Below are 26,423 nucleotides of genomic sequence, written 5' to 3'. Positions count from 1 at the left end.
CCCTTAAACCACATTATTAACGCCAGCATCATCGAAACTGGCCATTTGATTGTAAAAATTCACCGCAGCTTGAATTAACGGTAACGCCAACGCAGCGCCAGTGCCTTCTCCAAGTCTTAATCCCAGCGACAACAATGGTGTTGCTTGTAGCTGTTGTAACAGAAGCTTATGTCCTTGCTCTTGCGACTCATGAGCAAAAACTAAATAGTCTCTTGATTGTGGAGATAATTTTACCGCAACTAATGCTGCAGCAGTAGCGATAAAACCATCAATCACCACTAATATTTTTTGTTCCGCAGCCGCCAGTATCGCCCCGGTCATTTGCACTATTTCAAAACCGCCAACGTGAGCCAAAATTGCTTCAGGAGAAACTAACTCATGTTGATGTAAATCAAGTGCTTGGTTAATGAGTTTTGTTTTGATCACCAAAGTTGCATCATCTATTCCCGTGCCTCGACCGACACATTGCTCAACATCAATATTGAGCATAGCTGACATTACCGCAGTCGCAGCAGAAGTATTGCCGATACCCATTTCACCTAAAGCAATTAAATTGCACCCAACATCAATATGGCGAGCAACCAACTGTCGAGCAAATTCAAAACCTTGGGCGACTTTTTCAAGTGGCATAGCCGCCGCTAAATGCATTGCTTTAGTCCCTGCGCCTAAGCGTTGGTCGATAACATTTGCTTGGCCTGTAAGCGGTTGTAATATTCCGCAATCGATAATTTCAAGCTCAAACCCAACTTGGCGACAAAACACATTAATTGCCGCGCCGCCTTGGACAAAATTATGCACCATTTGAGTGGTCACTTCGCTTGGCGCAATCGACACGCCGTAAGCGGCAATACCATGGTCAGCAGCAAACACTAACATCGTTGGCTTAGTGATTTGCAGCGGTGTGCTTAACGACTGTTTATCGCCGCGGTACTGCACCCGAGCAATTTGTAATGCCAAAGATTCTAGTTGCCCTAACGCCCCTAATGGTTTGGTTTTTTGATTAATCTTATGTTGAATATTGGCATCAACATCTGACTTAACAGCTTCTATGACAAACATGAAAACTCCAGCAATTTGGGCAGATAAATTCAATATGATGTATTGCAGCACTCATCCAATTCTTATAAAAGTACCTCTCTAAACGCTTATTAAAGTGATTAGAGAAGTACTTATCAAAAGGCTTAGCGTTTAACGGCGTTGACGCAAAATAAACAAGAAAAATACGCTGCCCAATGCAGCAGTAATAATGCCGACAGGCAATTCTTGGTTAAATAAAATGCATCGTGCTATCACGTCAATCCACACCATAAATAAGCCACCCAACATCGCGGTTAAGATCATCGGCTGACGTCCGGAAAATAATAGCCTAACCGTATGCGGGATCATCAAACCAACAAAACCAATGCCACCACAAGTTGCCACCAACATTGCCGTAATAAGCGAACACAGTAACAGCATACTTAAGCGCAATTTAGCGACATTTATTCCTAATGTATGAGCCGTTTCATCACCCGCTTGCAGCGCCATAATTTGCCGCCTGAACGCCAACATAACCAATAAACTAACCCCTACCGTCACACTGGGTAAGAGTAAATTAGACCAACTGGCTTTAGCAAAACTGCCTAAGCTCCAAAACAGTACTGACGCCGCAGCCTGTGGAGTCGAAAAATACAACAGCAAGCTGGTCAATGCGCCAAATAGAAACGACGTTGCCACACCAGACAGCAACATACGTTCAACCTGGCTACTTCGACCAGGTCCCGATAACATAAACACTACCAGCACTGATAAACTGGCGCCGATGAATGCTCCTATCGGTATACTTAATGTCGACCAAGACCACCAAGGTTGTGCGGTAAAGCTTGGTGCTATGGTCAATACTCCAGAAAACATCTCGGCAAATAAACCGGTTTGGCTGAATAACGACACCACTAACACCGCACCAAATGACGCCCCGGAGCTAATGCCAAATAAATACGGGTCGGCTAACGGATTGCGGGTCACTGTTTGTAAAACACTGCCGGCTATAGATAACCCTGCGCCAGCCACAAAGGCCAACAAAATTCGCGGTAAGCGTAATTCAAGCACAATACGTTGGGTTATCGTAACCGCATGTTCACTGCCATCAATCGCACTCGGCATGTCGCCGCCTAATAAGGTATTAAATATCATTAATACGTCATTAAGATGAATGTTGGCCGCCCCAAAACTGGCGGCAAATATCGGGGTAAGCAGCGTAGCCAATACCAACAGACTGAAACAAACATAGTAGCGACGTTGCGATGCATCAATCATGATCGGGGCATCCTTTCGGGCTCGGTTGGTAACCATAAAAATAACTAATCAGCGGCTTACCGTGTTGTGGGTGAAGATTAATGTCGCAGCACACACCAAACACCTCACTAATTTGCCGTTCGGTTAGCACTTCTGTTGGAGTACCTTTAGCAATTAATCGCCCTTGGTCGAGTAGCAGTAATTTATCGCACATTGCACTGGCTAAATTCAGATCGTGTATAGAAGCAATAACACTAATGCCTAATGATTTAACCAGTTCAAGGATTTGAATTTGATAACGAATATCTAAGTGGTTAGTCGGTTCATCTAAAATTAGAATATGCGGCTGTTGCACAATGGCGCGGGCAATAAGGGCGCGTTGTTTTTCACCACCAGATAACAGTTCATACTGTTGTTGGGCTTTTTGCTGCAATCCAACTTTGGTTAAGGCACTCACCACACGTTCACGGTCTTGGGCAGTGTTTGAGTCAAATAAGCCTTTATGCGGAGTAAGCCCCATCGCCACTAACTGCTCGGTAGTCATGTCAAAATAGTGCGGGGTATCTTGTTGCACCACAGCAATATTCTGCGCTAACAACTTAGAGGAATACTCACTGATGGGTTTAGAAAATATCTCAATATCGCCACTGGTTGGCACAATATAACGATACAAGCAGCGCAACAGGCTCGACTTTCCTGCACCATTTGGGCCTATTAACCCTAGCATTTGACCTTTAGGCAAACTGAAATGAATGTCCGCCAGAATCGTTTTATTATCGACTTGCCAAAAAAGATGATTTACATCTAATACAGATTCAGACATGAAAGTTAGCCCGCCATGTCCAATTATTTAACACAAACATTTATTTAATAACTCCCCTAAGTCACCCGCTTAGGCATGGATATTGAGGCTATTCAAAGCTGGTATCTGACTTATGTCCCCATACTCGATGGGTACATCTACAGTTGCGGGTACAGTTTGGGCTTATCCCAATTCCCAATACCTTGAAAGGCACTATGGTTACGACGCAGATTATTACGACAATTATGACGCACGCTATTATGCAAATTATAGCGAAAAATGGTGACACTAGGGTTGTAACGTTAAGCTCATGAAATGTTACGGCCAATGTAATGTAAAGCTCACTTTAGCGGTATTGTTATTCATTGCAGTCACTTGAAAAGCGTCAACCTTATCAACATCATCAGGCCAATATACATCGAGCACCATAATAGCAGCATAGGGGATCGCTAGGTTAGCGAATAATCCGCTAGATTGGCCAACCTTAAGCACATAGCCCATTAAGCAGCGCATAACGCCGCCGTGAGTAATCACTAACGCATGGGGGCAATCGACAGCTTGAGCGGTTTGCGGCACGTTTTGCCCTTGTTGTTCGTCGATTGACAGTAAACAAGAGTGCTGCTGTTGACATGAGCGCCACAGTTCATCGACCACGCTCATAAGCCCGGTCTCCACTCGCGCAGCAAAATCAATCACCGACTCGGCTTTATCTGGCGTGCTTTCAGCCGACCATGGGTTATCCCAATAGGCATCAAATTTAGCGGGGTTTTGCTGGTAAATTGCATCAAACGATTGCCCATCCCACACACCAAAATCAATTTCTTGCAGTGCTGGTATCGTCATTAACGGTAATGTTAATCGCTGCGTTAAAGGCTGGCTGAATTGCTGGCACCGTTGCAATGGTGAACTAAACACATGGCTAATGGGGAATTGCAGCTCTGCAAATGCTTGCTGCATTTGGGCCATCCCTGTGTCGGTAAGTTTTACATCGGTTTGGCCGCGAAATATAGACCCACCTTCGCATTCTCCATGGCGCATTAAAATTATCTTGGCTTGTTTCATTTAATTCAGCCTTGCTCTGGCAGTAAAAATTCGCGTACTATGGACGTCTATACGTTTATATGTCTAAAATACTATCTTAACAGGTAATCATTTAGAAGATAATCATTGTACACAACAATTGTCCACGGCAGTTGTCTGCAACGGTTAACGCAACCATTGCAAATGACCGTTGAACACAACAATGATGTTATCGCCCTACTATTGTAAAAATAAGGGTATGCTTATCTCAATCAAGGTATCAAGCAACATAGTGATAAAAAGGTAACTGTTATGGCGAAATCGACTTCTTACAGTCAAACACTTAAACAACTTAATGCATTGTTAGCGCAGCGTATTGTGATTCTAGATGGCGCCATGGGCACCATGATCCAAGACTATAAGTTGGAAGAAGAAGATTATCGTGGTGAGCGTTTTAAAGATTGGCATTGCGATGTTAAAGGCAACAATGACTTATTAGTACTCAGCCAACCGCAAATCATTAAAGATATTCATACTCAGTACCTGTTAAACGGTGCCGACATTATTGAAACCAACACCTTTAATGCCACCACCATTGCCATGGCCGACTACGATATGCAGTCACTGGCCGCTGAAATTAACCTTGCTGGCGCCCGAGTCGCCCGCCAAGCAGCAGATGAAGTAGCAGCACAAACCGGTTCACCACGTTATGTTGCCGGTGTATTAGGTCCAACCAACCGTACCTGTTCTATCAGCCCAGACGTTAACGACCCTGGGTTTCGTAATGTCAGTTTCGACCAATTAGTCGAAGCTTATGTCGAATCAACCAGCGCCTTAATTGAAGGCGGCGCCGATATCATTATGGTTGAAACCATTTTTGATACCTTAAACGCCAAAGCCGCCCTGTTCGCGATTGAAAAAGTATTCGATCAGCTTGGCGATCGCTTACCCGTTATGATCTCGGGCACTATTACCGACGCCTCAGGCCGCACACTAACCGGCCAAACAACCGAAGCCTTTTATAACTCTTTACGCCACATCAAGCCGTTATCGATTGGCCTTAACTGCGCCCTTGGGCCTAAAGAGTTACGCCCGTACGTTGAAGAATTGTCACGTATTGCCGAATGTTATGTTTCCGCCCACCCAAATGCTGGCTTACCCAACGAATTTGGCGGCTATGATGAAACCCCAGAAGAAATGGCCGAAGTCATTAATCAATGGGCGCAAGAAGGCATGCTCAATATTGTCGGTGGTTGTTGTGGCAGCACACCGGCTCACATTAATGCCATTCGTGAAGCAGTACTCAGACATGAACCAAGACAGATCCCAGATCTTCCAGTCGCGTGTCGTTTATCTGGCCTAGAACCACTTACCATCGATAAAAACTCGTTATTTGTGAACGTCGGCGAGCGCGCTAACGTGACCGGTTCGGCTAAATTTTTACGCTTAATTAAAGAAGAAAAGTTCGAAGAAGCGTTAGATGTCGTGCGCGAGCAAGTTGAAAATGGCGCGCAAATTATCGACGTCAACATGGACGAAGGTATGCTCGATGGCGTAGCGTCTATGGCGAAGTTTTTAAACTTAATCGCCTCTGAGCCCGACATCTCGCGTGTGCCAATCATGATTGACTCATCAAAATGGGAAGTGATAGAAGCGGGCCTTAAATGTGTTCAAGGCAAGTCGATTGTTAACTCTATTTCGATGAAAGAAGGCGAAGCCAAGTTTATTGAGCAAGCTACCTTAGTGAAGCGCTATGGCGCTGCCGCCATTGTCATGGCCTTTGACGAAGACGGCCAAGCCGATACTCGTGAGCGTAAAACCCAAATTTGTACCCGTGCTTATCGCATTTTGGTCGATGTGGTTGGCTTTCCACCAGAAGACATTATTTTTGATCCCAATATCTTCGCCATTGCCACCGGTATCGATGAACACGACAACTATGCCGTCGACTTTATCGAATCGATAAAAGACATCAAAGCCACCTTGCCACACGCGATGATCTCCGGTGGCGTGTCTAACGTGTCATTCTCGTTCCGTGGTAACAACCCAGTACGCGAAGCCATTCACGCGGTATTTTTATACCATGCCATTCAAGCAGGCATGGACATGGGTATTGTTAACGCAGGTCAGTTAGCCATATACGATGATATTGACCCAGAGCTGAAAAAACGGGTTGAAAACGTAGTCCAAAACTTACCTTGCCCGGTTGCCGACTCAAGTAACACCGAACAACTACTCGACATCGCTGAAAGCTTTAGAGGCGACGGCTCACAAGTGGCCAAAAAAGAAGATTTAGCTTGGCGTAGTTGGCCGGTATCCAAACGTTTGTCGCACGCATTGGTTAAAGGCATTACCGAATTTATTGATGAAGACACCGAAGCCGCTCGCCTAGAAGCCGTGCGCCCGCTCGATGTTATCGAAGGCTCGTTAATGGACGGCATGAACGTGGTCGGCGACTTATTTGGCGCGGGCAAAATGTTTTTACCGCAAGTGGTTAAATCGGCTCGGGTAATGAAAAAAGCCGTCGCTTACCTTAATCCTTATATCGAACTCGAAAAAGTGGCAGGCCAGTCAAACGGGCGAATTTTAATGGTCACCGTAAAAGGTGATGTGCATGACATCGGTAAAAATATCGTCGGTGTGGTACTGGCCTGTAACGGCTACGAAGTGGTCGACCTTGGAGTGATGGTATCGGTCGATAAAATTCTCGATGCAGTAAAAGAGCATAATATCGACATCATCGGCATGTCAGGTTTAATCACCCCAAGTTTGGATGAAATGGTTCACAACGTGAAAACCTTCCATCGTGAAGGCTTAACCATCCCTGCAATTATTGGTGGTGCAACCTGCTCTAAAATTCATACTGCAGTAAAAATAGCCCCGCATTATCCACACGGTGCCATTTACATTGCCGATGCATCTCGCGCCGTGCCTATGGTGTCGAAACTGATTAATAACGCCACTCGTCAAGCCACCATCGACGAAGCCTACGCAGAATACAACATGATGCGTGAGAAACGTTTGTCGCAAACCAAGCGTAAAACCATCGTGTCGATTGAAGCGGCGCGCGAAAACCGTTGCAAACACGACTGGGACAGCTACACCCCATTCACGCCTAATGTATTAGGCCGCCAAGTGTTTGAAGACTACCCACTAGAAGACTTAGTTGAACGTATCGATTGGACACCGTTCTTTAGAAGCTGGGAGTTGCACGGCCATTACCCAGAAATTTTAAAAGACAAAGTCGTCGGCGAAGAAGCGGTTAAATTGTTTGCTGATGGCCAAGCCATGCTGAAGCAAATTATTGCTGAAAAATGGCTTACCGCCAAAGCAGTAATCGGTTTATTCCCAGCCAATACCGTCAACCATGACGACATTGAACTGTATACCGATGAAAGCCGCACCACATTGGAAATGACCACTCATCATCTACGTATGCAGCTTGAACGCGTGGGTAACGACAACTTCTGTTTATCAGACTTTGTTGCCCCAAAAGATTCAGGCGTTGCTGATTACATGGGCGGTTTTGCGGTAACGACGGGGCACGGTATTGATGAACATGTTGCCCGCTTTGAAGCCAATCACGATGACTACAACGCGATTATGCTCAAATGCTTAGCAGACCGTTTAGCCGAAGCTTTTGCCGAGCGCATGCACGAACGTGTTCGTAAAGAGTTTTGGGGTTATGCTGCGGATGAAGTACTCGACAATGAAGCGTTAATTCGCGAACGTTATAAAGGCATTCGCCCAGCACCAGGTTACCCAGCATGCCCCGACCACACTGAAAAAGGCTTGTTATGGGATTTACTCAAACCCGATGAAACTATCGATTTGAACATCACCGAGAGCTTTGCCATGTACCCAACGGCAGCGGTATCTGGCTGGTACTTTGCCCATCCGAAATCACGCTATTTTGGCGTGACTAATATTGGTAAAGATCAGGTTGAAGATTATGCCCAGCGCAAAGGCATGACGTTGGCAGAAGCAGAGAAATGGTTGTCACCGATATTGGACTATGATCCCGAATAGATTTATTTCGAATAGAATGAGATCAAGAGTAGAAAGAGATCCTGAATAGAGAGAGACCCAGAGTAGATAGTGCTTCTGAATAAAAAGTACTCGCAATTAGAGAGTAATTAAAAATAAAGAGTAACCTTGAGTCATCACGGTTACTCTTTTTTATGTCCAAACTTGGTTTGGATTTTGGTCAAAAGGCTCCATACAGCACGGGTCAAATCAAGCGTTATTCCGGCAATGCATTTTAGCCGGGATCCAGCTTCGTCGTTTTTACAATAAATAACTTAAAACGTCTTTGATCTTCTCAATTTAATTTACTGCTGGATAAAGTAAAAAGATCTCAACCGGACATACCCTTTCCATCATTACACTATAAAAAATAGTCATTTATAATAATAGATACCCTTAAAGAATCACTCTACAATAACTTCGTTTAAAAAATAATCATATGAATTAAAAAGCAGGGAGTTGCTTCATCTATGGTCTATAGAGCATATATTGGGATTTTTGCATTCCTGACTCTCATCGTCGCCGTTAGTTGCTACTCGGAGGAGTCAATGTTTAGCATGTTTAAAAAAGTCGATGTCGAAGTGTTTCCTGAAGTGATAGGTAGCTTAACCCATGAGGGAAAACCTCTAGCCGGTATTAAGCTAAAAAGAGGTTATCAATACTCTGGTGTCATGGAAGAAAAAGAATGGGACTACACCACTACAGACGCTGATGGAAAATTTAGCTTTCCTGAAATCATTTACAGCACAGCACATCCAAATAAGCCTTTTGCAGAAACACGTGTATCTCAAACGATTAAAATCGCTGAAGGAAGTCATTCAGATCTAAGACTTTGGCTATCGGTATCTACAGGCGAAAAACATATTTCATATTTAGCTGAAAGGTTGACGCAATTAAACTGCGACGTATCAAATGAAGAAGTTAAAAATGAAATCATTGATGAAGCGTTCCCTAGTGGTGTTGTGCGCTATCAGGTATTGAGTATTTGTCGCTGGCCAGAATTAGAACGATTGGAAGTACAGAAAAGAGAAAAATACGATTAATAAAGCCATTAAATGACAAGGACAGTTTATGAATCAATTATCGCCTAAGTTAGCGTCAGAACTAGCAGCAAATGTTTATAGTTTAATTGATGCAGAGGATGCTGACATATTTGGAAATACCTACATAGAAAAATACTTTGCCATTAATAGCAAAGGTATAGGAAAAACAGGCGGATTTATTTTTAATCGCCAGTCGGGTTTTGCCGTGATGGGATTAGGTAAAGGACAATACCTAGGAGATGCAATCATCGCTATTCGTGGTACTCAGCTTATTGCAGATTGGGGAACCAATGCGCAACTTGGTTTAAGCGTCGGTGATGGTAACCAAATAGTGCACGCTGGATTTAATAATGCTTTTGTTTCACTAAGACAACAAATTGCGACTTTTTTGGATAAGTGGCGTATCTCAAATCCTGGTAAAGCGATACATTTTGTCGGTCATAGCTTAGGTGGCGCACTAGCTTCACTAGCTGCAGACTGGGCATCTGTTAATAATTACGCTTCAAATATTAATTTATACACTTTTGGCTCCCCAAGAGTTGGACAACAAGGTTTTGCCTCGGCTAACACCCATAGATTAAATCAAATTTTTCGTTGCACACACGGCGCTGATGTAGTCCCTAAAGTGCCTTTATGGCCTTTTATTCATGCGCCTTATCAAGGTGTTGAATATCGCCTAGACAACAGTCAAGGTTTGAGGATTAGTGCTCATGGTATGGATCCTAAAGCTGGGGCTGAACCAGGTTATTTAGTCTCTGCAAACACTGAGCATTGGGGCCATTTACATGTTAAAGCTAGCGAATATTTACAACCGGTTAAATTACGTTATGAAAACCGTAATCAAGCAAGCTATTCAGACCAGTGGAGCGACAAACTCAGCGCAGCATTAATTACGGTCTTAAAAGAAGCTGGATATTATGGCGCAATTGTAGCGCAAGCGACGGCATCTTACGGTTTGACATTCTACGATCTCGTCGCCAAAACCCTTGAAAAAATTGCTGCTGCAGCAAGTTCTTTTGCCGACGATGTCAGAGGACTACTCGGTCATATGTTAGCTTTTGCAGGGGCAGTAGTGACTACCGTAGTTGACTTAACTTATGCCACTATTCGAGCCATTTTCAATAAAATGCTTGCACGCTTATATAGTAGTGTCAAAGAAGCGATTAAATCTGTACACAAGTAATAAACAATAATGACATTATTAAGGTCCTTGTCGCTGCAATATATAATCAGTGACCGGGATCTTTTATTTATATATCTAATACCTGAGTAATCTCTTATCCCATCAACAGAACCATGATTTATAGGTAATAGACTCATAAACGCTATTAACCAAACATTACACTTTACTTCATATTGATAATCTTTACTGACTGGATTAAGAAATGTATGATGTTCAAATAAAGTTTACACTCCCCTTAAAGTAAGTAGAGAAAATAAATCAATTTACTCTTTTAAATTATCAAAACTCGTAATCTCTTCTAAATCTTCACCATAATAAACAGAAAACAATTCACCTTCCCAATAACAAATAGAGGCTATTGGTTGGCTTGACCTCAAACCAAACTGAGTTAAATCGACTTCATATTGTAATTCTTTGTTTTGTAAGTCTGCATTTAATTACATTAAATACTGATTTAAATAAGGTACTGAAGTCCAATTTTTACTTATAAACCAAAGCCAGTAATACTTATCTTCCCCATCTTTAATCTCGTCAAGATCTTTCTTAATGTAAATTTCTTGCCTAAGACGAGCATCTTGTCCAAAAATATTACCTGGGGCATTTGACTTAACTTTAACCTCGTTAAATGAAAACTCACCATTTGTATCGGTTAGTGCATAGTCAATAATCGGTTCGCCTTTATCATATCCACCATAGGAGAGCTCTCTAACAACCTCCATACCCGAAACTGCAATGCCATTATGGGTAATACGCCCTTTCACAGGAGCCGATAACTCAACGTCATATCGTTTCAAAAATCCGAACACAGTTTCATCTCCTTCAGGATAAGCATATGAAAAAAAAACGATTACAGATAAACATAACGAAACCGTAAATAATAAAAAATAACGATATTTATCAATAATATTTTTTAACATCCTCCCAACCTCTTGCTCAGCGATACAAATACATATCCGTTAGTAAAATAGAGATAAAACTAGTCTTTACTACTTATTGAGAACCTAATTTTAGCCAAAAAATCTTTTGTAATCTATAGTCCTATTGGATGTAACAAATACACTATAAACATTAAATTAGTAATTCCATTCTTGTATATAAATTAACAATATAGAATCCATGCGTTAATAAAAATTGACTGAATCGACTCTAGCAATTGGTAAACTGATGATATTGGCATGCACCAGATTGTTGCCCGAGGACTTTGCTTTGTTTGGATACTATTAAAGCTGCGGTTTATTGATAAGTGCTGCCATTGTGTTTTAGCCAGCCGCCAGGGTGTTGGCCGCGTGGGTCGTGGTGAGTCCAATGGATGACGCCACCTTTGTTATTAAATTCATAAACACCGTAAAATTCGACGGTATCACCGACATTTAAGTTTTCTATCCGTGGGGCTAAATCAATATTATGGGCAACTAATAGCGTGTTGCCGCTGGCTATTTTTAGAATAAATCGTTGGTGGCGGCTGCCTTTAAGATCATCTGAAAGTATTTTTACCACATCCCCTGAACCACCGATTTGAAGGTTACTCTGCTTATTATCAATGGCATTTTGTAACGCACTATCACTGCCAGCGGTATAGCCAGCGTAAACGTTTTGTACAATTTGAGTTGTTTGACCCTTTTGATCCAAAAAGCCAAATATCGCGAGACCAAGTAAACAGATAACTAAGATTTTTTTCATGTTTATCAATTCCTTTTAAACAACAATCAAAATAAAGCTAAACAAAAACGCGATAGTTTATCGCGTTTTTAATGAGTAATCTAACGTCCAAAATCTATTTAATCGACTCTAGCCATTGGTTAAATGATGATGCAGGCATAGCACCGGATTGTTGTGCAAGCACTTTGCCTTGTTTAAATACCATCAGGGTTGGGATCGAGCGAATATTGAATTGCCCAGCTAAGGTTTGCTGTTCTTCAGTATTAAGTTTACCAAAACGAAACTTAGGTTCCCATTTCTTGGCTGCTTGAGTAAATACCGGCGCAAAGTTTTTACACGGACCGCACCAGCTGGCCCAAAAGTCGACCACCAGTGGTAACTCTGATTTATTAGCATGGTGGCTAAAATTGGCAGCAGTAAGCTCTATCGGTTCACCAACGAATAGGCTTTGTTTACACTTCCCACAGGTTGGTTGTTGCTCAAGACGTTCTTCCGGTACGCGATTTAAGGTATCGCAATGGGGGCAAGCTATTATCATGATTAGACCTCATCAACTTCATTATCGAGACTCTTCAATCATAAACCTTGTTGGTGTGTTAAACGAATAATCGTTTTAATTTATTATATTATGGCCTGCTGCCATCAACGCTTAACATCGCAAGGTTCCACCCTGCCGGATTAATTCGCTTTATGGCCTGCGCCCACCAACGTCGTGGCGCTTCACCCACACCAGAGCAAAGGGGTAAAACGCTTGTACCCCTTTGCAAACCCTCAGCCTTCCGGCAACTTTTACGCTTTTTAACCAAACAATAGCAGCGAAAAATTGCGACGGAAATTAATCCAGCTTTGGACTTCGTTTATAACGTCTTCGGCCTTACTCGAAAATCCTAACGCTTTCGATGGTACATCCTGTACCGCGAAAGCTAGCAGGCATCTGATTGACAGGATGTCGGAATGCCTTGAGTGTAGTGGTCAAGTAATATTGGCCACGGTTTTAGAGTCATTCCAATATAAACGTTCTGACTCATTTGGAGTTAACCCACCATTATATTGATGGGGTCTAGTTTCACTGTAATATCCAGTGATGTAATTTGTGATCGCTTTGTCTGCTTCTGTAAAATTCCCATAGCCACTTGCGGGTACCCATTCAGATTTCAAACTTCTAAAGAAACGCTCCATTGGTGCGTTATCCCAACAATTCCCGCGACGACTCATGCTTTGCTCAATCTGAAGACGCCATAATAACTGTCTGAATTTCAAGCTTGTGTAATGTGAACCTTGGTCGCTGTGATATATCACATTCTCAGGTTTCCCCCTTAACTCAAATGCCATTTTCAAGGCTTTAGAGGTCAGCTCGCTGTCAGGCGATAATGACAAAGCCCACCCAACAGGTTTGCGGGAAAATAAGTCTAAAACAACGGCTAAATATGCCCAACGATTACCGACCCAAACATACGTCACATCGCCACACCACACTTGATCTGGTTGAGTTACTGCAAACTGTCGATTAAGCGTGTTTGGGATCGCTACATGCTCTTGTGCAGCTTTCCTATAAGAATGCTTAGGCTGCTGACAGCTTAATAATCCAAGCTTTCTCATTAGATTACGGGCTCGATAACGACTGAGATTAATCCCTTTGTTAGTCACTAATTGCGCTATCGTTCTAGCACCGGCAGAGCCATTACTAATACGATGCGCGGCCTTCACTTCACTGCATAAAATAGTAAAGTCAGCATCGATATGTTCTTTTCTTTTTAGCCAATATTTATAGCTACTTCGATGCACTTTGAATGCATTACAAATTGTGAGAATAGAGTGGCTCTGCTTGAGTGCGCTGATCAGCGTAAATTGTTCATCGAGTCTGACATCAAGAGAGCGGTAGCCTTTTTTAGAATAAGATTATGCTCCTCAAGACGGGCTACCTGTTTCTTCAGTTCACGGATTTCAATTTGTTCAGGGGTAATGGGAGAGGCTTTTGGCGTGCCACCCTGGCGTTCTAGTTTTAACTGTCTCACCCATTTATCCATGGTTGATTTACCCACGTTCATCGCCTTTGCTGCTTCGATGATGCTATGGTTTTTATCGAGGACTAATTGGGCTGCTTCAAGTTTGAATTCAGCACTAAATGTTTTTCTGGTTATCGATCTCATGTGTTCACCTAAAGTCATGTACGAGGTAATAATATCACCTCTATTTAGGTGGCCAAAATAACTATGCCACTACAGAGGCACATGGATGTGCGGGAAAGGCCATGGCCAGCTCACGCTATTTTCTTCAACGGCCTCAAGTTCAGAGTTGAATTTAGGCTTTTGCAAGCGTTACTAACTCGTTTGTGGACAGAAACGTTTTAGAGTTTTAGCCTACTGCCATTAGGAAAATTATGACTATGAGAGTCGTTAACGCCGCGCTCTGCGGCAAATTTGGAGCGTATCGGAAAATTTGTCCAACAGCAGCGCCTTGATACTCATTGAGCCCCCTCCCTAGCAAGCCGCATCAGCGGTATGCTTAAGGTGACTAAACCAACAGGAGAAAGCTCAATGAGATTTTATAATAACTCACATCCATACTACTGTGGTATCGATTTACATGCGCGTTTACTTTATGTCTGTATCATTGATTCTAAAGGGGAAGTTGTAGCTCATAAAAAGATAGGTGCCAGTAAAGATGACTTATTACTCATTCTAGAACCTTATATCGGCAATGTAATTGTCGGGGTTGAGTGCATGCATTGCTGGTATTGGGTGTCAGACTGGTGTGCTGAACTTGGGATTGATTTTATCTTAGGTCATGCGCTTTATATGAAGGCGATTCACGGTGGTAAAACCAAAAATGATAAAGTCGATTCCTTTAAAATTTCCACACTACTGCGTGGTGGTAACTTTCCAATAGCTTATGATTATCCAAGTGAAATGCGCGCAGCTCGTGATCTACTGCGCCGAAGAATGAAGATTGTCCGTCACGGGGCCATGCTCAAAGGTCATGTGGTTAACACCAACAGCCAATACAATTTACCTGCCACTGAACTTAACCTTAAAAACATCTCTGCAAGAAAAAAACTTCGCGAGCAATATCAAGATCCTATCGTACAACGCAACATTGATTTAGACATGGCACTACTTGATTGTTATGCAAAGGAACTCGCACAGGTTGAATGGTTCATTGAAAAACAGGCCAAAAATCATAATCCCGTCTATTTAGAATTACTGAAAACAGTACCAGGTATTGGCAAGATTTTGTCACTGACAATCCTCTATGAAATCGGTGATATCAGTCGATTTGAGTCAGTACAAAAGTTTGCTTCATACTCTCGATTGGTCAAATGCAAAGCAGAATCAGCGGGTAAAACCTATGGTACCAATGGCAATAAAATCGGTAATGCTCATTTGAAATGGGCATTCTCAGAAGCAGCGGTGCTGTACCTGCGAGGCAATGACAAAGCACGTAACTACCTTAATCGATTACAAAAACGAATGAGTAAAGCAAAGGCGTTGTCTGCACTGGCACATAAGCTTGGTCGCTGCGTCTATTTCATGCTGAAGAACAAAACGGTGTTTGATGAACAACGATTCTTAAAAGGATAAGTCGCGCAATAAGGTGAGCTGAACGTCTAACTAGATACTCTTAAAAAGAGAAGCGAGCATGACCGTGAATGATGTGGCTAATGAAGCAATGACTTCTCACCATCATCACTATGCCAAATGCTATTTAAGCTACATTGCCTTGATTAGACACCTTATTGGCGCGCATTGATAAATACAATCAACAAAGTCGTTTACACCCTAAATGAGCCTGAAACTAACTGTGCAAAAAGCACCTCTGACTTGAATAGTGCCATCTTAGGGTTAACCGATAAATGTCTAGTGCCCCTGATATTTCAACGGATTGAAAAGAGTCAGGCAGCGATAAGATCGCACTAAGAGAGCCTCTATATGTGTTTGCTGTAAACGATGATTTGACAGCTAAATGACAGACGAAGTAGATGAATTTGTTGATTGATTTTAATTTGACTGCAAAAGCAGTCAAATAAGTTAGGCTCGCCTATTGACTGGTGGAAGGCTCATATGTGTCGATTCACGGTATACATCGAGCACTAGGTCTGGGACATTGGTGAAATTACTATCGACTCTGAAAGCTAGTTTACCCTGTGAGGACATTGCAATTTGTGTCAAATCATCAATATTTGATATTTTAGGAAGAGATGTGAGATACAAATAGCTTATATTTGTGGACTTCTTTGTTCCCTGAATATTCCACCTTGAAGACCAATATTCGCCTCCTTGCTTTATGGCATCTTTCGCCTCTCGACTAGTATGATGATACAGCTTTATATAAGGAATATTATCATCAATTTTTGCGTCTCCTGTACGATATTGGTACAGGTATTTAGGGCCTTTTATAGAGCACTTATAAAGAATACTTCCATCCTCTAGCCACGATATAGCATCATCGTTTTTGAAGCGTATTCTTAGACATGCACCATGAGAGATGTCTACACCCAAATCACATAGGCCGAATTCTTCGAACTGAGCTATCTGATTACCCGAAAAATATAGTGGTTGTATCCAATACCATGAGCCGCCAGCTTCAAAATAGATTTGATCAGGACATACAACAGAGTAATCATTATTATGTACGAGCTTACATTTGATGTACCCATAATGTTCAAACTCTTCGAATTTCCTAATGCCGCCGAAGTCATCAATATATTTACTTCGACCTTTCTTCTCGATTCGGTTAAATCTTAGGTTCTTCATGCTTTCCTTGTGAAGCTAACGTTTTAGTATTTATGCGTTGCGCTGTTTGCATGGCATAAATCGCTTGTTGGGCTTGGCCGATGCCGAGTCCAGGTTAATTGGTACGCTTTATGCTACAGGAATTTGCTTTTTTTGATGCTGGCTCTGGGCTGTAGAGCAGTTTTGAACTGATTATGTGGCTTGTTTTGTACGTGTTTCATTGAAATTCCCTTGTCATTGTGGTGTTCCATCACATCTTTTTTAAGTCTAGCTGATTCAATACGAGTAATACAGTCAATTGAAGCTTGATTTGGCTCCGCGCAGCGGCTTAGTTCAACAGCGTATTAGCGAGAATCCTGATAAATACTCTCTATTCATTCAACATTGAGAAAAACCGAAACACGTAAAAGATGCTGGTGTAAGTTGAACACATAATGGGGCAAAAACGAGTTAGTTTTCTTGACTTGGAAATGGTGTGATTCAACTCTGGACTTGAGGACGTTGAAGAAAATAGCGTGAAGCTCACATGGATGTGAGCTTAGCTTTCGCGGTACAGGATGTACCATCGGAAGCGTTAGCATTTTCGAATAAGACCGAAGAAGGATTCAAACGAGGCCAAAAGCGAGATTAATTTCCGTCGCGACCTTTTCGCTGTTCAGAAAATGTTGCCGGAACGCTGAGGGTTTGCAAAGGGGTACAAGCGCTTTACCCCTTTGCTCTGGTGTGGGCGAAGCGCCACGACGTTAGTGGCCGCAGGCCATAATAAGAAAAAATTGACTCAAACTGTTCAACAACAGTATTTAAACCTTAAGTCGCCACATCTCAAAAGCTTCTTGGCAAAGCTGCTCTCTAAATTTGGGGTGGGCAATATCGATAAGCGCACGGGCTCGTTCTCGTAACGACTTACCGCGTAGATAAGCGGTTCCATACTCTGTGACGATATAGTGTACATGCGCACGGGTGGTTACCACGCCAGCGCCAGGGGATAATACTGTGGCAATCCGTGACACTATGCCATTAGCCGCAGTACTGGGCAATGCGATGACAGAACGGCCGCCTTCAGAAAGGCCTGCGCCGCGTATAAAGTCCATCTGACCACCTACACCTGAGTATATTTGAGTGCCCAGTGAATCAGCACACACCTGCCCTGAAATATCGACCTGTAACGCGGAGTTTATTGACATTACATTCGGATTTTTGCGGATAATAGCCGTGTCATTAACCTGCTCAATATCCATGAATATCACCGAAGGATTGTCATCAACAAAGTCATAAAGTCGTTGGCTACCCAATGCAAAGCCTGTCACCGTCTTGCCGGGATGGACTTTCTTACGACTATTATTGATCACACCAAGCTCGACCAAATTAAGCACACCATCAGAAAATAGCTCAGTATGAACGCCCAAATCTTTATGTTCGGTTAAGCACGCCAATACAGCATCTGGAATGGCGCCAATGCCCATTTGTAAGCAAGCGCCATCAAGTACTAATTTGGCCACATTCTGGCCGATAGCCAAGCTTATCGCATCGCTTGGGGCGAATAGATGTTGTGGTAAAGGCATGCTCTGCTCATACACGGCAGCGAACTTATTGTAATGAATAAAACCGTCACCATGGGTGCGAGGCATCATAGGATTAATATGAGCAATAATTTTACCCGCCATTTGGCAGGCCGCTAACGTTGCCTCAACCGATATACCTAACGAACAGATACCATGTTTATCTGGTGGGGAAACTTGAACGATAGCAGTGTCGATATGCTGTTCGCCGGAACGAAACAACTTGGGCACCTCAGAGAGGAAAATTGGCACATAATCGGCATCACCTTGTTGCAACAGCGAGCGCGTGGGTGTGCCAGCAAAGAAACAACGATGGCGTAGATGATCCTTTAAACGGGGATCACTTAACGACTCTGCACCCTCGGTATGCAACTGCAATAGTGTTAAACCATGCTTAGTTAACGCATGTTGGGCTAACGCATCGAGCAGTAATTTGGGCGTAGCCCCCATGGAATGAGTCCACAAGGTTTCACCATTTTCAATTAAGGACACGGCCTCTAATGCACTGCTACAAATAATTGGTTTCATTAATATTACTCAAGGTAATTAAGCTATTTGTAGTGTAAGCGGTTAATTCACCCTTTAATAGTGTTGGTAGTGGTAACGTTGAGCTAGCACAAAATAGTTGAGTAATTGAGACATGCAGTACGTTAATGGGTAATAAATGATGCTTAATTGGTATCTGCTTCAGTTAATCAAACTGACTTTTTAACGCCAATCACAATATCGTTTCGGTTATGTTGAAAATGATAAAAATCCAACATAAACCTCTCAAGCTTTTAAGCCATGCAGGGTTATGCGGATAAGTTAACTGAGAGATTGCGAGGGAGGGCTGAAGTTTTTCAGCCCTCATCAATGAAAATGTTAGGCTATTTTAAATGTCGCCACTTGAAGTTGCATTGAGCTAGCCAGTGATTGTAAATCGTTAACAGAATGGGTGAGTTTTTCGGTCGCTGCGGATGAGGCTTGAGTAATATCATTTATGGTGATGATACTTTTATTGATACTCTCAGCTACATAGGATTGCTCTTCTGCTGCTGTAGCTATTTGAGTGTTAAGTTCATTGATACTGTCGACCGAAGTGACAATTTCATTGAGAACGGTGCCAGCACTGTTGGTTTTATCATTGGCACTATGCACTAAGGCTAAGCCTTCATCCATTGAAGAAACCGCAAGTACGACACTTTTTTGTAATCCGTCAATCATGGTTTCAATCTGCAGTGTTGAGTCTTGAGTACGTTTAGCTAAAGTACGTACTTCGTCTGCAACAACAGCAAATCCTCGCCCCTGTTCACCCGCTCTTGCGGCTTCAATGGCGGCGTTCAAGGCTAAAAGGTTAGTCTGCTCGGCAACGCCTTTAATGACACTTAACACTTGGCCAATGTTTTGGCTCTCTTTAGCAAGATGAGATATCACCTCCGCCGTGGTGCCAATTTGGTTAGATAATTGCGACATACTGTCTATTGAATTTTGAACAATAACATTACCATTTTCAGCATGATTATTAGCTTGTTTCGCCTGTTCAGCGGCAAAGTTGGTACTTTGAACAACCTCTGCCACTGTCGCTGTCATTTCATTCATAGCCGTTGCGGTTTGTTCTGACTCATCTTGCTGCTGTATCATTCTATGGTTGGTTTCTTCAGTGAAACGCTGCAACTCTTCTGATGAAATATTGATAGTATTTGCGGCATCTGAAATTGATTCAATAATGCCTCTTAGATGAGTTATAACGCCTGTAAGGCTCGTTGAAATCATGCCTAATTCATCATCATTATAAGGAGTAAACACTTGGGTTAAATCTGAGTTTTGCTTAATGAGCTTTAGTTTCATCAAAATATCTGTCACTGGCCTCATCACACTACGCAGTACCCAAATGGTTAACACTACACTGATAACCACAGCACAAAACGTAAAGAAAATAAATAACTGAACTGATGATTGATATATCTCTTGAGTTAATCGCCATTCATCGCCTGCTACTTTTATTTGCAATGACACTAATTCGGCAATTTTACCGCTAATAGGATCGATTACCCCGTATAAAGGCATAATGTCATCGGTCAATTGACCTGGGATTTTTCCAGACATGTTTTGCAGTTTACTGATAAGAAAATCAATTTGCTCATCTGCGGGGCCAAACATATCATTGGCTTCAATACTAAGTTGGCTTTCTTTTGGGGTTAACTTAGTGGCTAAATATTTTTTCCACAGTGTATCAATATTACTTTTTGCACTCATTAATGTCTCAGCAGCATCTTGAGCGGTTGAGCCACCAGCATTGGCTTTGTTTATTGCATCAATGACTAAGACAGCATAGTCATCACCAATGATTTTTAAATCTTCTAACGGTACAACGCGATCAGAATAGATCCTCATCACTCCATCTTCGATTTTCCCCATCATATTCACCGCAATGCCACAAATTATGATGAGAATAGCTAATGGAATTAACGAGCTAATGAGCATTTTTTGTTTAATTTTAAAATTCAGCATATAGACCACCAAGTAAAAATAAATTAACGATAAAAGCCCGAACAATCCTTGGAGGAACTTTACGACGAAATACAATAACCAATGCAAGTGTTACAAAATTGTTATCAAGATAATAATGTAATATAAAATATAACGCCAATCAAATATATGAGTCACATATTTATAAATAGACTCATATATAAGCATAATATTTTCAACGTTATAAAAATCAATAAATTAAATTATTTTAAATAAGGAAAAATGATTCGAAACGAAGAAAAAATCTGGATAACTTAGAATGTCGATATTATAAAAAATAGATTTCGCAGTTATGAGTAGCTAAAATCAACAACAAGAAGTTTACGTAAAGGGTAACTAAAAAAACCAAGACAACGACAAAAGCAAAACAACAATATAACTTTTTACTTACAATTCAATAGATTAATCAATAATAAACAAAAATATAATTATTGTTCTAAATAATTCCCTTCAACTGAGTCATATTAATAAACCAATTTCGCTAACTGGTCCATGACGTACAGTTTACGAGGTTAAGAAAGTATTTCTATATAATTGATTAAATAGTAAAAAAACACACTCAAGATTAATATCTCAACCATTAAGCATGATGACTTTTTAATAATCAAAGCATAAACGAAACGGTTTTGATTAGACTATCGAACACTAAATAGCTTTATTCGCAGATTAAATCATCAAAATGCTGAATTATTAAACCTCCACGATAGCCACTCAAGAAACGCTATAACAATCTTGAATATGCATCCTTATATCAATATGTTACCGTACAGAGTGCTAATTTAGATTCAGCGCAATTAAAATATTATGCTACGACAATCAAGCAAATAAGTCTTAATCGGACGACAATGAATAGGCCGTCTGATTTTTCCCTTAAGAATAACTGAGGTGAGATATGGATGTATCTAACGCGTCGAGACGGACCTTTATAAAACAATGTGTTATTGGCGGGGTCGCGGTATATTCCGCGCCTTTACTGTGGGAAATGAGTCGGGCCAATGCGTCCATCATTTCGCCTGAACTTGCTGCACAGTGGCAAACTCAGGTTAGCGGCCAATCTAAACCCAAATTTCGCAACGACGGTATCGCTAAAGTCACGGGACAAAAAGTATATGGTCGTGACTACCGTGCAATGGACATGGCTGGCTGGCCAAAACAACAAGGCTACGCGTTTATCTTGCGCGCCGCCGATGCATCTCATGTTTATCAAGGTTTCTCCCTCGACCACCTCCCAGCTTCAGCTAAGCCATATAAAGTCATTACTGCGGCAGATCTAGCACGCGACAAGGTTAAGTTACCTGAGTTTTACGGTGACAATATGTTATTGCCCGAGGGACAAACAGCAGATTACCTTGGTCATGCGGTGGCCATTTTATTATTTGACAGTTTCCCAGCCTTTAAACAGGCTAAATCTTTGTTGCAGTTCGACAATACTTTATTGCGATTTGGTGAGAAAACGGCCTTTGTTTCAGACACTAAAGACCCTTATGCCAGCTGGCGTCTTATTCGGGTTGAAGGCGAAAATGGTGCCCGTGAAGATACTTATAGCCCACTACACGATGGACTGTTTTTCCCCAGCGTTAAGCACCACAAACCGGTATGGTCAGGTGATGCTAATGCTCAAGGCTCGGTTTCTGAGCGCGGGCTGTATTATGCTGGCGAGATAGAAAAACAGATTGCGAGTGCCAAAGCAGATCAACAGTGGCAAGTATTAGAGCGCGAATATCGCACTCAAATTATCGATCCTATGATGATGGAGCCTGAGGCCTTTAATGGCTGGTTTGATGCCAGCAGCCAAACCTTTCATACCGTTATTACCTCTCAGTCGCCGCAAGACTTTCAAGAGATGGCCGTACACATGTTGTCATCTGGGCCATTAGCTGACAAAGTCAAAAATCTAGTGGTGCATTCTCCTTATATTGGTGGCGGTTTTGGCGCTAAAGACCACTCGATATTTCCGTATTATGGCGTGTTGGCAACCATTTACGCCAACGGTCCTGTTCGGCTAGCTAACGACCGCTTTGAGCAATTTCAATCAGGTCTTAAGCGTCATCCTTTCATCATGAAAAGTCGTTTGGCCGTTGATAAAGCAACCTTGAAAATTCAAGCGTTAACCTCACAGATGACAGTTGATGGTGGCGGTCGAGTTAATTTCAGCCCGTCGGTCACCTCTGTTGGGGCGACGGCAATGCAAAGCATTTATTACACCCCACGTAACGATATTATCGCCACATCTTATGCGTCACGTAACCCTGATGCAGGCTCGATGCGCGGTTACGGTACATTGCAATCGATGACAGCAATGGAAGGCATGATCCACGAGATGGCCGCTGAGTTAAATGTTGATCCTTTTAAGTTACGCGCGGCTAACGTGATGGAGTCAGGACAGCGTAATACTCAAGGTGCTATCCCTAATGGCACGCTGAGATATCGCGAAATGCTCGACATGGCCGAACAAGCTCCCGTATGGCAAAACCGTGCAGATAATAAAGCGCGCTATGAAGCTAAAAATCCTGGCATGCGTTACGGCGTTGGTTTTGGTATTGCAACGAAAGATTATGGTACTGGTGCTGCTGCACCAAGTGCAGCAATTAGATTAGCCAAAGACGGTAAAATAACCTTAGAAATTGGCTTTATCGAAATGGGTACTGGTACTCAAACGGCTCAAGCCGTGGTTGTTAGTGAGTCATTAGGTAGTTTTGCGCATGAAGTGAAACTTGCTGAGATAGATATTTGGGATGCAATGCAATTAGTGCAAACCGACAATCCATACATTATTTCGCAGCAGCGCCAAGATGAAATGACGGCAAATCCACGTTGGACACCGGTTAAAGCGATGGCATCGTCGGCATCTATGTCGGCGTATTATCAAAGTCACGTCACTCGTATTGCCGCCGATATTATTTATCGTCACGGACTCTGGCCTGCTGCGGTGTCTATTTGGAACGAGTTGTATTTCAACACCCCAATGGGTAAAACTAATCTCAATCACTCTCGCGACGGCCGCTGGACTGATGGCAAGCTAACTGCCATGGGCTTTCCGCCGCTTTCAATCGACATTCTCGCCAAACGTGCCCACGATTTAGGTTTAGTGGTTGGCGTAATGGGTCATGCTTTTAACCGTTGGGCTTGGGCTGAAGCGGATTTTGAGATTTTCGGAACCAAAGAGCGCATAGCACTAGATGCGTTGGCGCTGCAATACGGCGAAGGTGATAAGTATCATGGTAGCGCTGCTCGTAAAGCCCGCATGAGCTCAAACGGCTATCACTTAATCGATCGTCAATCCATGAGCTACCCTAAAGCCGAGCTAAACAATGCCATGGTGACTTACTATGCTCCGTGCGCAACCTTAGTTGAAGTCGCAGTTAATGAAGGTAATGGCGAAGTTAGTTTATTGAGCTCTCACACTTGGTTAGAGGCCGGTAAAGTGATTGTGAATGAGTTAGTTGAAGGCCAAATACAAGGCGGTCTCGCGATGGGAATTGGTCATGCTCTGCATGAAGAATTACCCCCATTTGAAGCCGGTGCTGGTAATGGCACCTGGAATATCAACCGCTATAAGGTGCCGCTAGCACGACATGTTGGCGTTTGGAGCCAGCAACATACTATTTTACCGCAGTTGTCCGAAACCGATCCGAGCCGAGGCATCGCCGAAGTGGTCATGATACCTGTTGTTTCTGCGCTGGTTGAAGCCGTTTATCAAGCTACCGCAGTACGTTTTTACGAATTACCAATGACAGCGAAAAAAATCAAGGAGGCCATGGCATGAGCCAGTCAATTAAGTTAACCATTAACAACCAAGCTGTTGGCCCGATTGACGTCGGCGATGGCATCATGATGATTGAATTCTTACATGAGTATTTAAACCTCACTGGTACTAAGTTTGGTTGCGGTGCAGGCGTATGCCATGCCTGTACGGTAATCGTCGATGACGAGCAAGGTATGAGCGAAGTCGTCCGCACTTGCATCAATGGCGTCGAGCGTTTCAACGGTAAACGTATTCGCACGGTTGAAGGCCATGCTAAGCAAAATGCTCAAGGTGAAATCACTGCTCTGAGTCCTGTACAACAAACATTTTTAGAACATTTTTCGTTTCAATGTGGTTGGTGCACCTCAGGTTTTGTCAATGAATCTACCGCGTTAATTGAGCGACTAGAGCGAAAACCAATTGCCAAAGATAACGTTGAGCAAGTTATCGAAGATGCCTTAGGCGAACATGTCTGCCGTTGTACTGGTTATGTAAAATACTATGCGGCGATGAAAGATTTAATCCTCAAGACAGAGGGGTTAACCCTGTCATGAAGCCATTATATCAATATCACTTAAGCCGTTTAGTAAAGGCGCGAATAAAGCTCAGCCAAAATCTATTACTGACTTTGGGCTTAAGTTTAGGCTTGGGTTTATTCGCCTGTTCCAGCAACGCGGCTGATGAGGCTGGTAGCAACAGTAGCGACATCGAACGCGGTGCTTATCTGATGAAGATTGGCGACTGTGTGGCCTGCCATACAGCGGTAGGCGGACGAGAGTTAACCGGTGGACTGCCATTTGAAACCCCGTTTGGGGCGGTATATTCAACCAATATCACCTCAGATAAAGATACCGGAATTGGCAAATACAGTTATGACGATTTTTTTGATGCTATGCATCATGGCGTCGGCGTTAACGGTAATTTGTATCCAGCCATGCCTTACACCTCTTACAGCCTGTTAACGGATGAAGATACCAAAGCGATATATGCTTATTTGATGAGCACTAAACCCATCAAGCAAGCTAATCTCGACAATGATGTCTCTTTTCCTTTTAACGTTCGATTTGGCCTGAAGGCGTGGAACTTAATCGCCCATGATGCTGAAAAGTTTGCACCGAAAAAAGACAAAAGTGAGCCTTGGAACCGAGGTAATTACTTAGTCAATGCGCTAGGTCATTGCGGTGAATGCCATACTCCTCGAGACAGCTTATTTGCCATGGAGCAAGATAAGCATTTTCAAGGCGCTGTTATCGAAGGTTTAGAGGCATCAGATATTACTCCTGCTGAACTTAACCGACAAAACTGGACTCATGATGATTTAAAGTCTTTGTTTACTGAAGGTTATTCTCGCAAAGGTACGGTATTTGGTGGCATGTATCCTGTGGTTTACCACAGTTTTAGCCACTTAACTGATGCCGACATGCATGCCGTAAGCAGTTATCTGCTTGATACTGACGAAACCGTTGCAGCTAAAGCGCTGACCTTTAATGGCCACCAGCGTGAATTACCAGGATATAACCTATACATGGGATATTGCGCTGGATGTCATGGTCAAAATGGTGAAGGTCGACCTAATGTTGCTCCGGCAATGGCCGGTAACGCCACATTAGATAAAGCTAGCCCACATAATGTTGTCGCGGTAATGCTTAAAGGTATAAAGAGCCAACATTACAATACCACCACCAGCTTTTATGCCATGCCTGGTTATGCCGATCAGTTAAGTGATGAACAGCTTAAAGACTTAAGCAATTATCTGCGCGTCACATGGAGTAATCAGCCAGGCGATGTAGGTGTGGATACAATTCATGATTTAAAAGAAGTGATATTCGAACACGATTAACCATTTTAATCAGTTGTAGAATATCCGT

Annotated in this window: 18 protein-coding genes and 1 riboswitch; of the genes, 7 read left to right on the top strand and 11 right to left on the bottom strand. The window is 42.6% G+C overall.

Annotated elements, in window-relative coordinates:
- Positions 1-3 precede the first annotated feature (3 nt).
- The 4 genes from cobT to SFRI_RS04490 all read right to left on the bottom strand — a co-directional run bounded on the left by cobT (position 4) and on the right by SFRI_RS04490 (position 4,138).
- Positions 4-1,059, bottom strand: coding sequence for a nicotinate-nucleotide--dimethylbenzimidazole phosphoribosyltransferase (cobT, locus tag SFRI_RS04505; RefSeq protein ID WP_011636350.1), 1,056 nt, complete (start codon positions 1,057-1,059; stop codon positions 4-6).
- A gap of 129 nt (positions 1,060-1,188) precedes the next feature.
- Positions 1,189-2,295, bottom strand: a complete 1,107-nt coding sequence (locus SFRI_RS04500; protein WP_011636349.1) for a FecCD family ABC transporter permease — start codon at positions 2,293-2,295, stop codon at positions 1,189-1,191.
- Positions 2,288-3,097 (bottom strand): ABC transporter ATP-binding protein, encoded by an 810-nt coding sequence (locus SFRI_RS04495; RefSeq protein ID WP_011636348.1) that lies wholly within the window; start codon positions 3,095-3,097, stop codon positions 2,288-2,290. Before SFRI_RS04495 ends, SFRI_RS04500 begins: the two co-directional genes overlap by 8 nt.
- A gap of 79 nt (positions 3,098-3,176) precedes the next feature.
- Positions 3,177-3,297: riboswitch (cobalamin riboswitch) on the bottom strand.
- 97 nt (positions 3,298-3,394) lie between these two features.
- Positions 3,395-4,138, bottom strand: a complete 744-nt coding sequence (locus SFRI_RS04490; protein WP_011636347.1) for a histidine phosphatase family protein — start codon at positions 4,136-4,138, stop codon at positions 3,395-3,397.
- A 270-nt stretch (positions 4,139-4,408) separates the two neighbouring features.
- Here SFRI_RS04490 and metH point away from each other — a divergent pair, with 270 nt between their 5' ends.
- From metH to SFRI_RS04475, 3 genes are all read left to right on the top strand, one after another.
- A complete protein-coding gene (metH, locus tag SFRI_RS04485) occupies positions 4,409-8,125 on the top strand; it encodes a methionine synthase (protein ID WP_011636346.1) in 3,717 nt (1,238 codons plus the stop codon).
- Between the two features lie 554 nt (positions 8,126-8,679).
- Positions 8,680-9,165, top strand: a complete 486-nt coding sequence (locus SFRI_RS04480; RefSeq protein ID WP_150099366.1) for a DUF4198 domain-containing protein — start codon at positions 8,680-8,682, stop codon at positions 9,163-9,165.
- 28 nt (positions 9,166-9,193) lie between these two features.
- Positions 9,194-10,348, top strand: a complete 1,155-nt coding sequence (locus SFRI_RS04475) for a lipase family protein (protein ID WP_011636344.1) — start codon at positions 9,194-9,196, stop codon at positions 10,346-10,348.
- A gap of 437 nt (positions 10,349-10,785) precedes the next feature.
- Here the strand turns inward: SFRI_RS04475 and SFRI_RS20965 are convergent, their stop codons facing one another.
- From SFRI_RS20965 to SFRI_RS04455, 4 genes are all read right to left on the bottom strand, one after another.
- Complete coding sequence (locus tag SFRI_RS20965; protein ID WP_011636343.1) at positions 10,786-11,265, bottom strand: DUF6795 domain-containing protein; 480 nt, start codon at positions 11,263-11,265, stop codon at positions 10,786-10,788.
- A 316-nt stretch (positions 11,266-11,581) separates the two neighbouring features.
- Positions 11,582-12,028 (bottom strand): DUF3465 domain-containing protein, encoded by a 447-nt coding sequence (locus tag SFRI_RS04465; protein WP_011636342.1) that lies wholly within the window; start codon positions 12,026-12,028, stop codon positions 11,582-11,584.
- 94 nt (positions 12,029-12,122) lie between these two features.
- Positions 12,123-12,545, bottom strand: coding sequence for a thioredoxin TrxC (gene trxC, locus SFRI_RS04460; protein ID WP_011636341.1), 423 nt, complete (start codon positions 12,543-12,545; stop codon positions 12,123-12,125).
- 434 nt (positions 12,546-12,979) lie between these two features.
- A protein-coding gene (locus tag SFRI_RS04455) for an IS3-like element ISShfr6 family transposase (protein ID WP_086019740.1) occupies positions 12,980-14,157 on the bottom strand; the annotation gives its coding sequence in 2 pieces (ribosomal slippage) (positions 12,980-13,899 and positions 13,899-14,157; 1,179 coding nt in all).
- A gap of 387 nt (positions 14,158-14,544) precedes the next feature.
- On the opposite strand from SFRI_RS04455, the gene SFRI_RS04445 reads away from it, so the two are divergent.
- Positions 14,545-15,588 (top strand): IS110-like element ISShfr7 family transposase, encoded by a 1,044-nt coding sequence (locus tag SFRI_RS04445; protein ID WP_011636340.1) that lies wholly within the window; start codon positions 14,545-14,547, stop codon positions 15,586-15,588.
- A gap of 447 nt (positions 15,589-16,035) precedes the next feature.
- Here SFRI_RS04445 and SFRI_RS04440 read toward each other — a convergent pair whose 3' ends face one another.
- The 3 genes from SFRI_RS04440 to SFRI_RS04430 all read right to left on the bottom strand — a co-directional run bounded on the left by SFRI_RS04440 (position 16,036) and on the right by SFRI_RS04430 (position 20,792).
- Positions 16,036-16,761 (bottom strand): hypothetical protein, encoded by a 726-nt coding sequence (locus SFRI_RS04440; RefSeq protein WP_011636339.1) that lies wholly within the window; start codon positions 16,759-16,761, stop codon positions 16,036-16,038.
- A gap of 779 nt (positions 16,762-17,540) precedes the next feature.
- Complete coding sequence (locus SFRI_RS04435; protein ID WP_011636338.1) at positions 17,541-18,827, bottom strand: acetyl-CoA hydrolase/transferase family protein; 1,287 nt, start codon at positions 18,825-18,827, stop codon at positions 17,541-17,543.
- 336 nt (positions 18,828-19,163) lie between these two features.
- Positions 19,164-20,792 (bottom strand): methyl-accepting chemotaxis protein, encoded by a 1,629-nt coding sequence (locus SFRI_RS04430; RefSeq protein ID WP_011636337.1) that lies wholly within the window; start codon positions 20,790-20,792, stop codon positions 19,164-19,166.
- A gap of 910 nt (positions 20,793-21,702) precedes the next feature.
- On the opposite strand from SFRI_RS04430, the gene SFRI_RS04425 reads away from it, so the two are divergent.
- Genes SFRI_RS04425 through SFRI_RS04415 form a run of 3 tightly spaced genes read left to right on the top strand, consistent with a single transcriptional unit; the run spans position 21,703 to position 26,395 of the window.
- A complete protein-coding gene (locus SFRI_RS04425) occupies positions 21,703-24,576 on the top strand; it encodes a xanthine dehydrogenase family protein molybdopterin-binding subunit (RefSeq protein ID WP_011636336.1) in 2,874 nt (957 codons plus the stop codon).
- The gene (locus SFRI_RS04420; RefSeq protein ID WP_011636335.1) at positions 24,573-25,109 is read left to right on the top strand and encodes a (2Fe-2S)-binding protein; all 537 of its coding nucleotides are present in this window, start codon (positions 24,573-24,575) and stop codon (positions 25,107-25,109) included. Before SFRI_RS04425 ends, SFRI_RS04420 begins: the two co-directional genes overlap by 4 nt.
- Positions 25,106-26,395, top strand: a complete 1,290-nt coding sequence (locus SFRI_RS04415; RefSeq protein WP_011636334.1) for a cytochrome c — start codon at positions 25,106-25,108, stop codon at positions 26,393-26,395. Before SFRI_RS04420 ends, SFRI_RS04415 begins: the two co-directional genes overlap by 4 nt.
- The last annotated feature ends 28 nt before the right edge of the window (positions 26,396-26,423 follow it).

It is taken from the genome of Shewanella frigidimarina NCIMB 400 (assembly GCF_000014705.1).
In the GTDB taxonomy this organism is placed as follows: Bacteria; Pseudomonadota; Gammaproteobacteria; order Enterobacterales; family Shewanellaceae; genus Shewanella; species Shewanella frigidimarina.
This window is presented reverse-complemented; position numbering and strand designations above follow the sequence as displayed.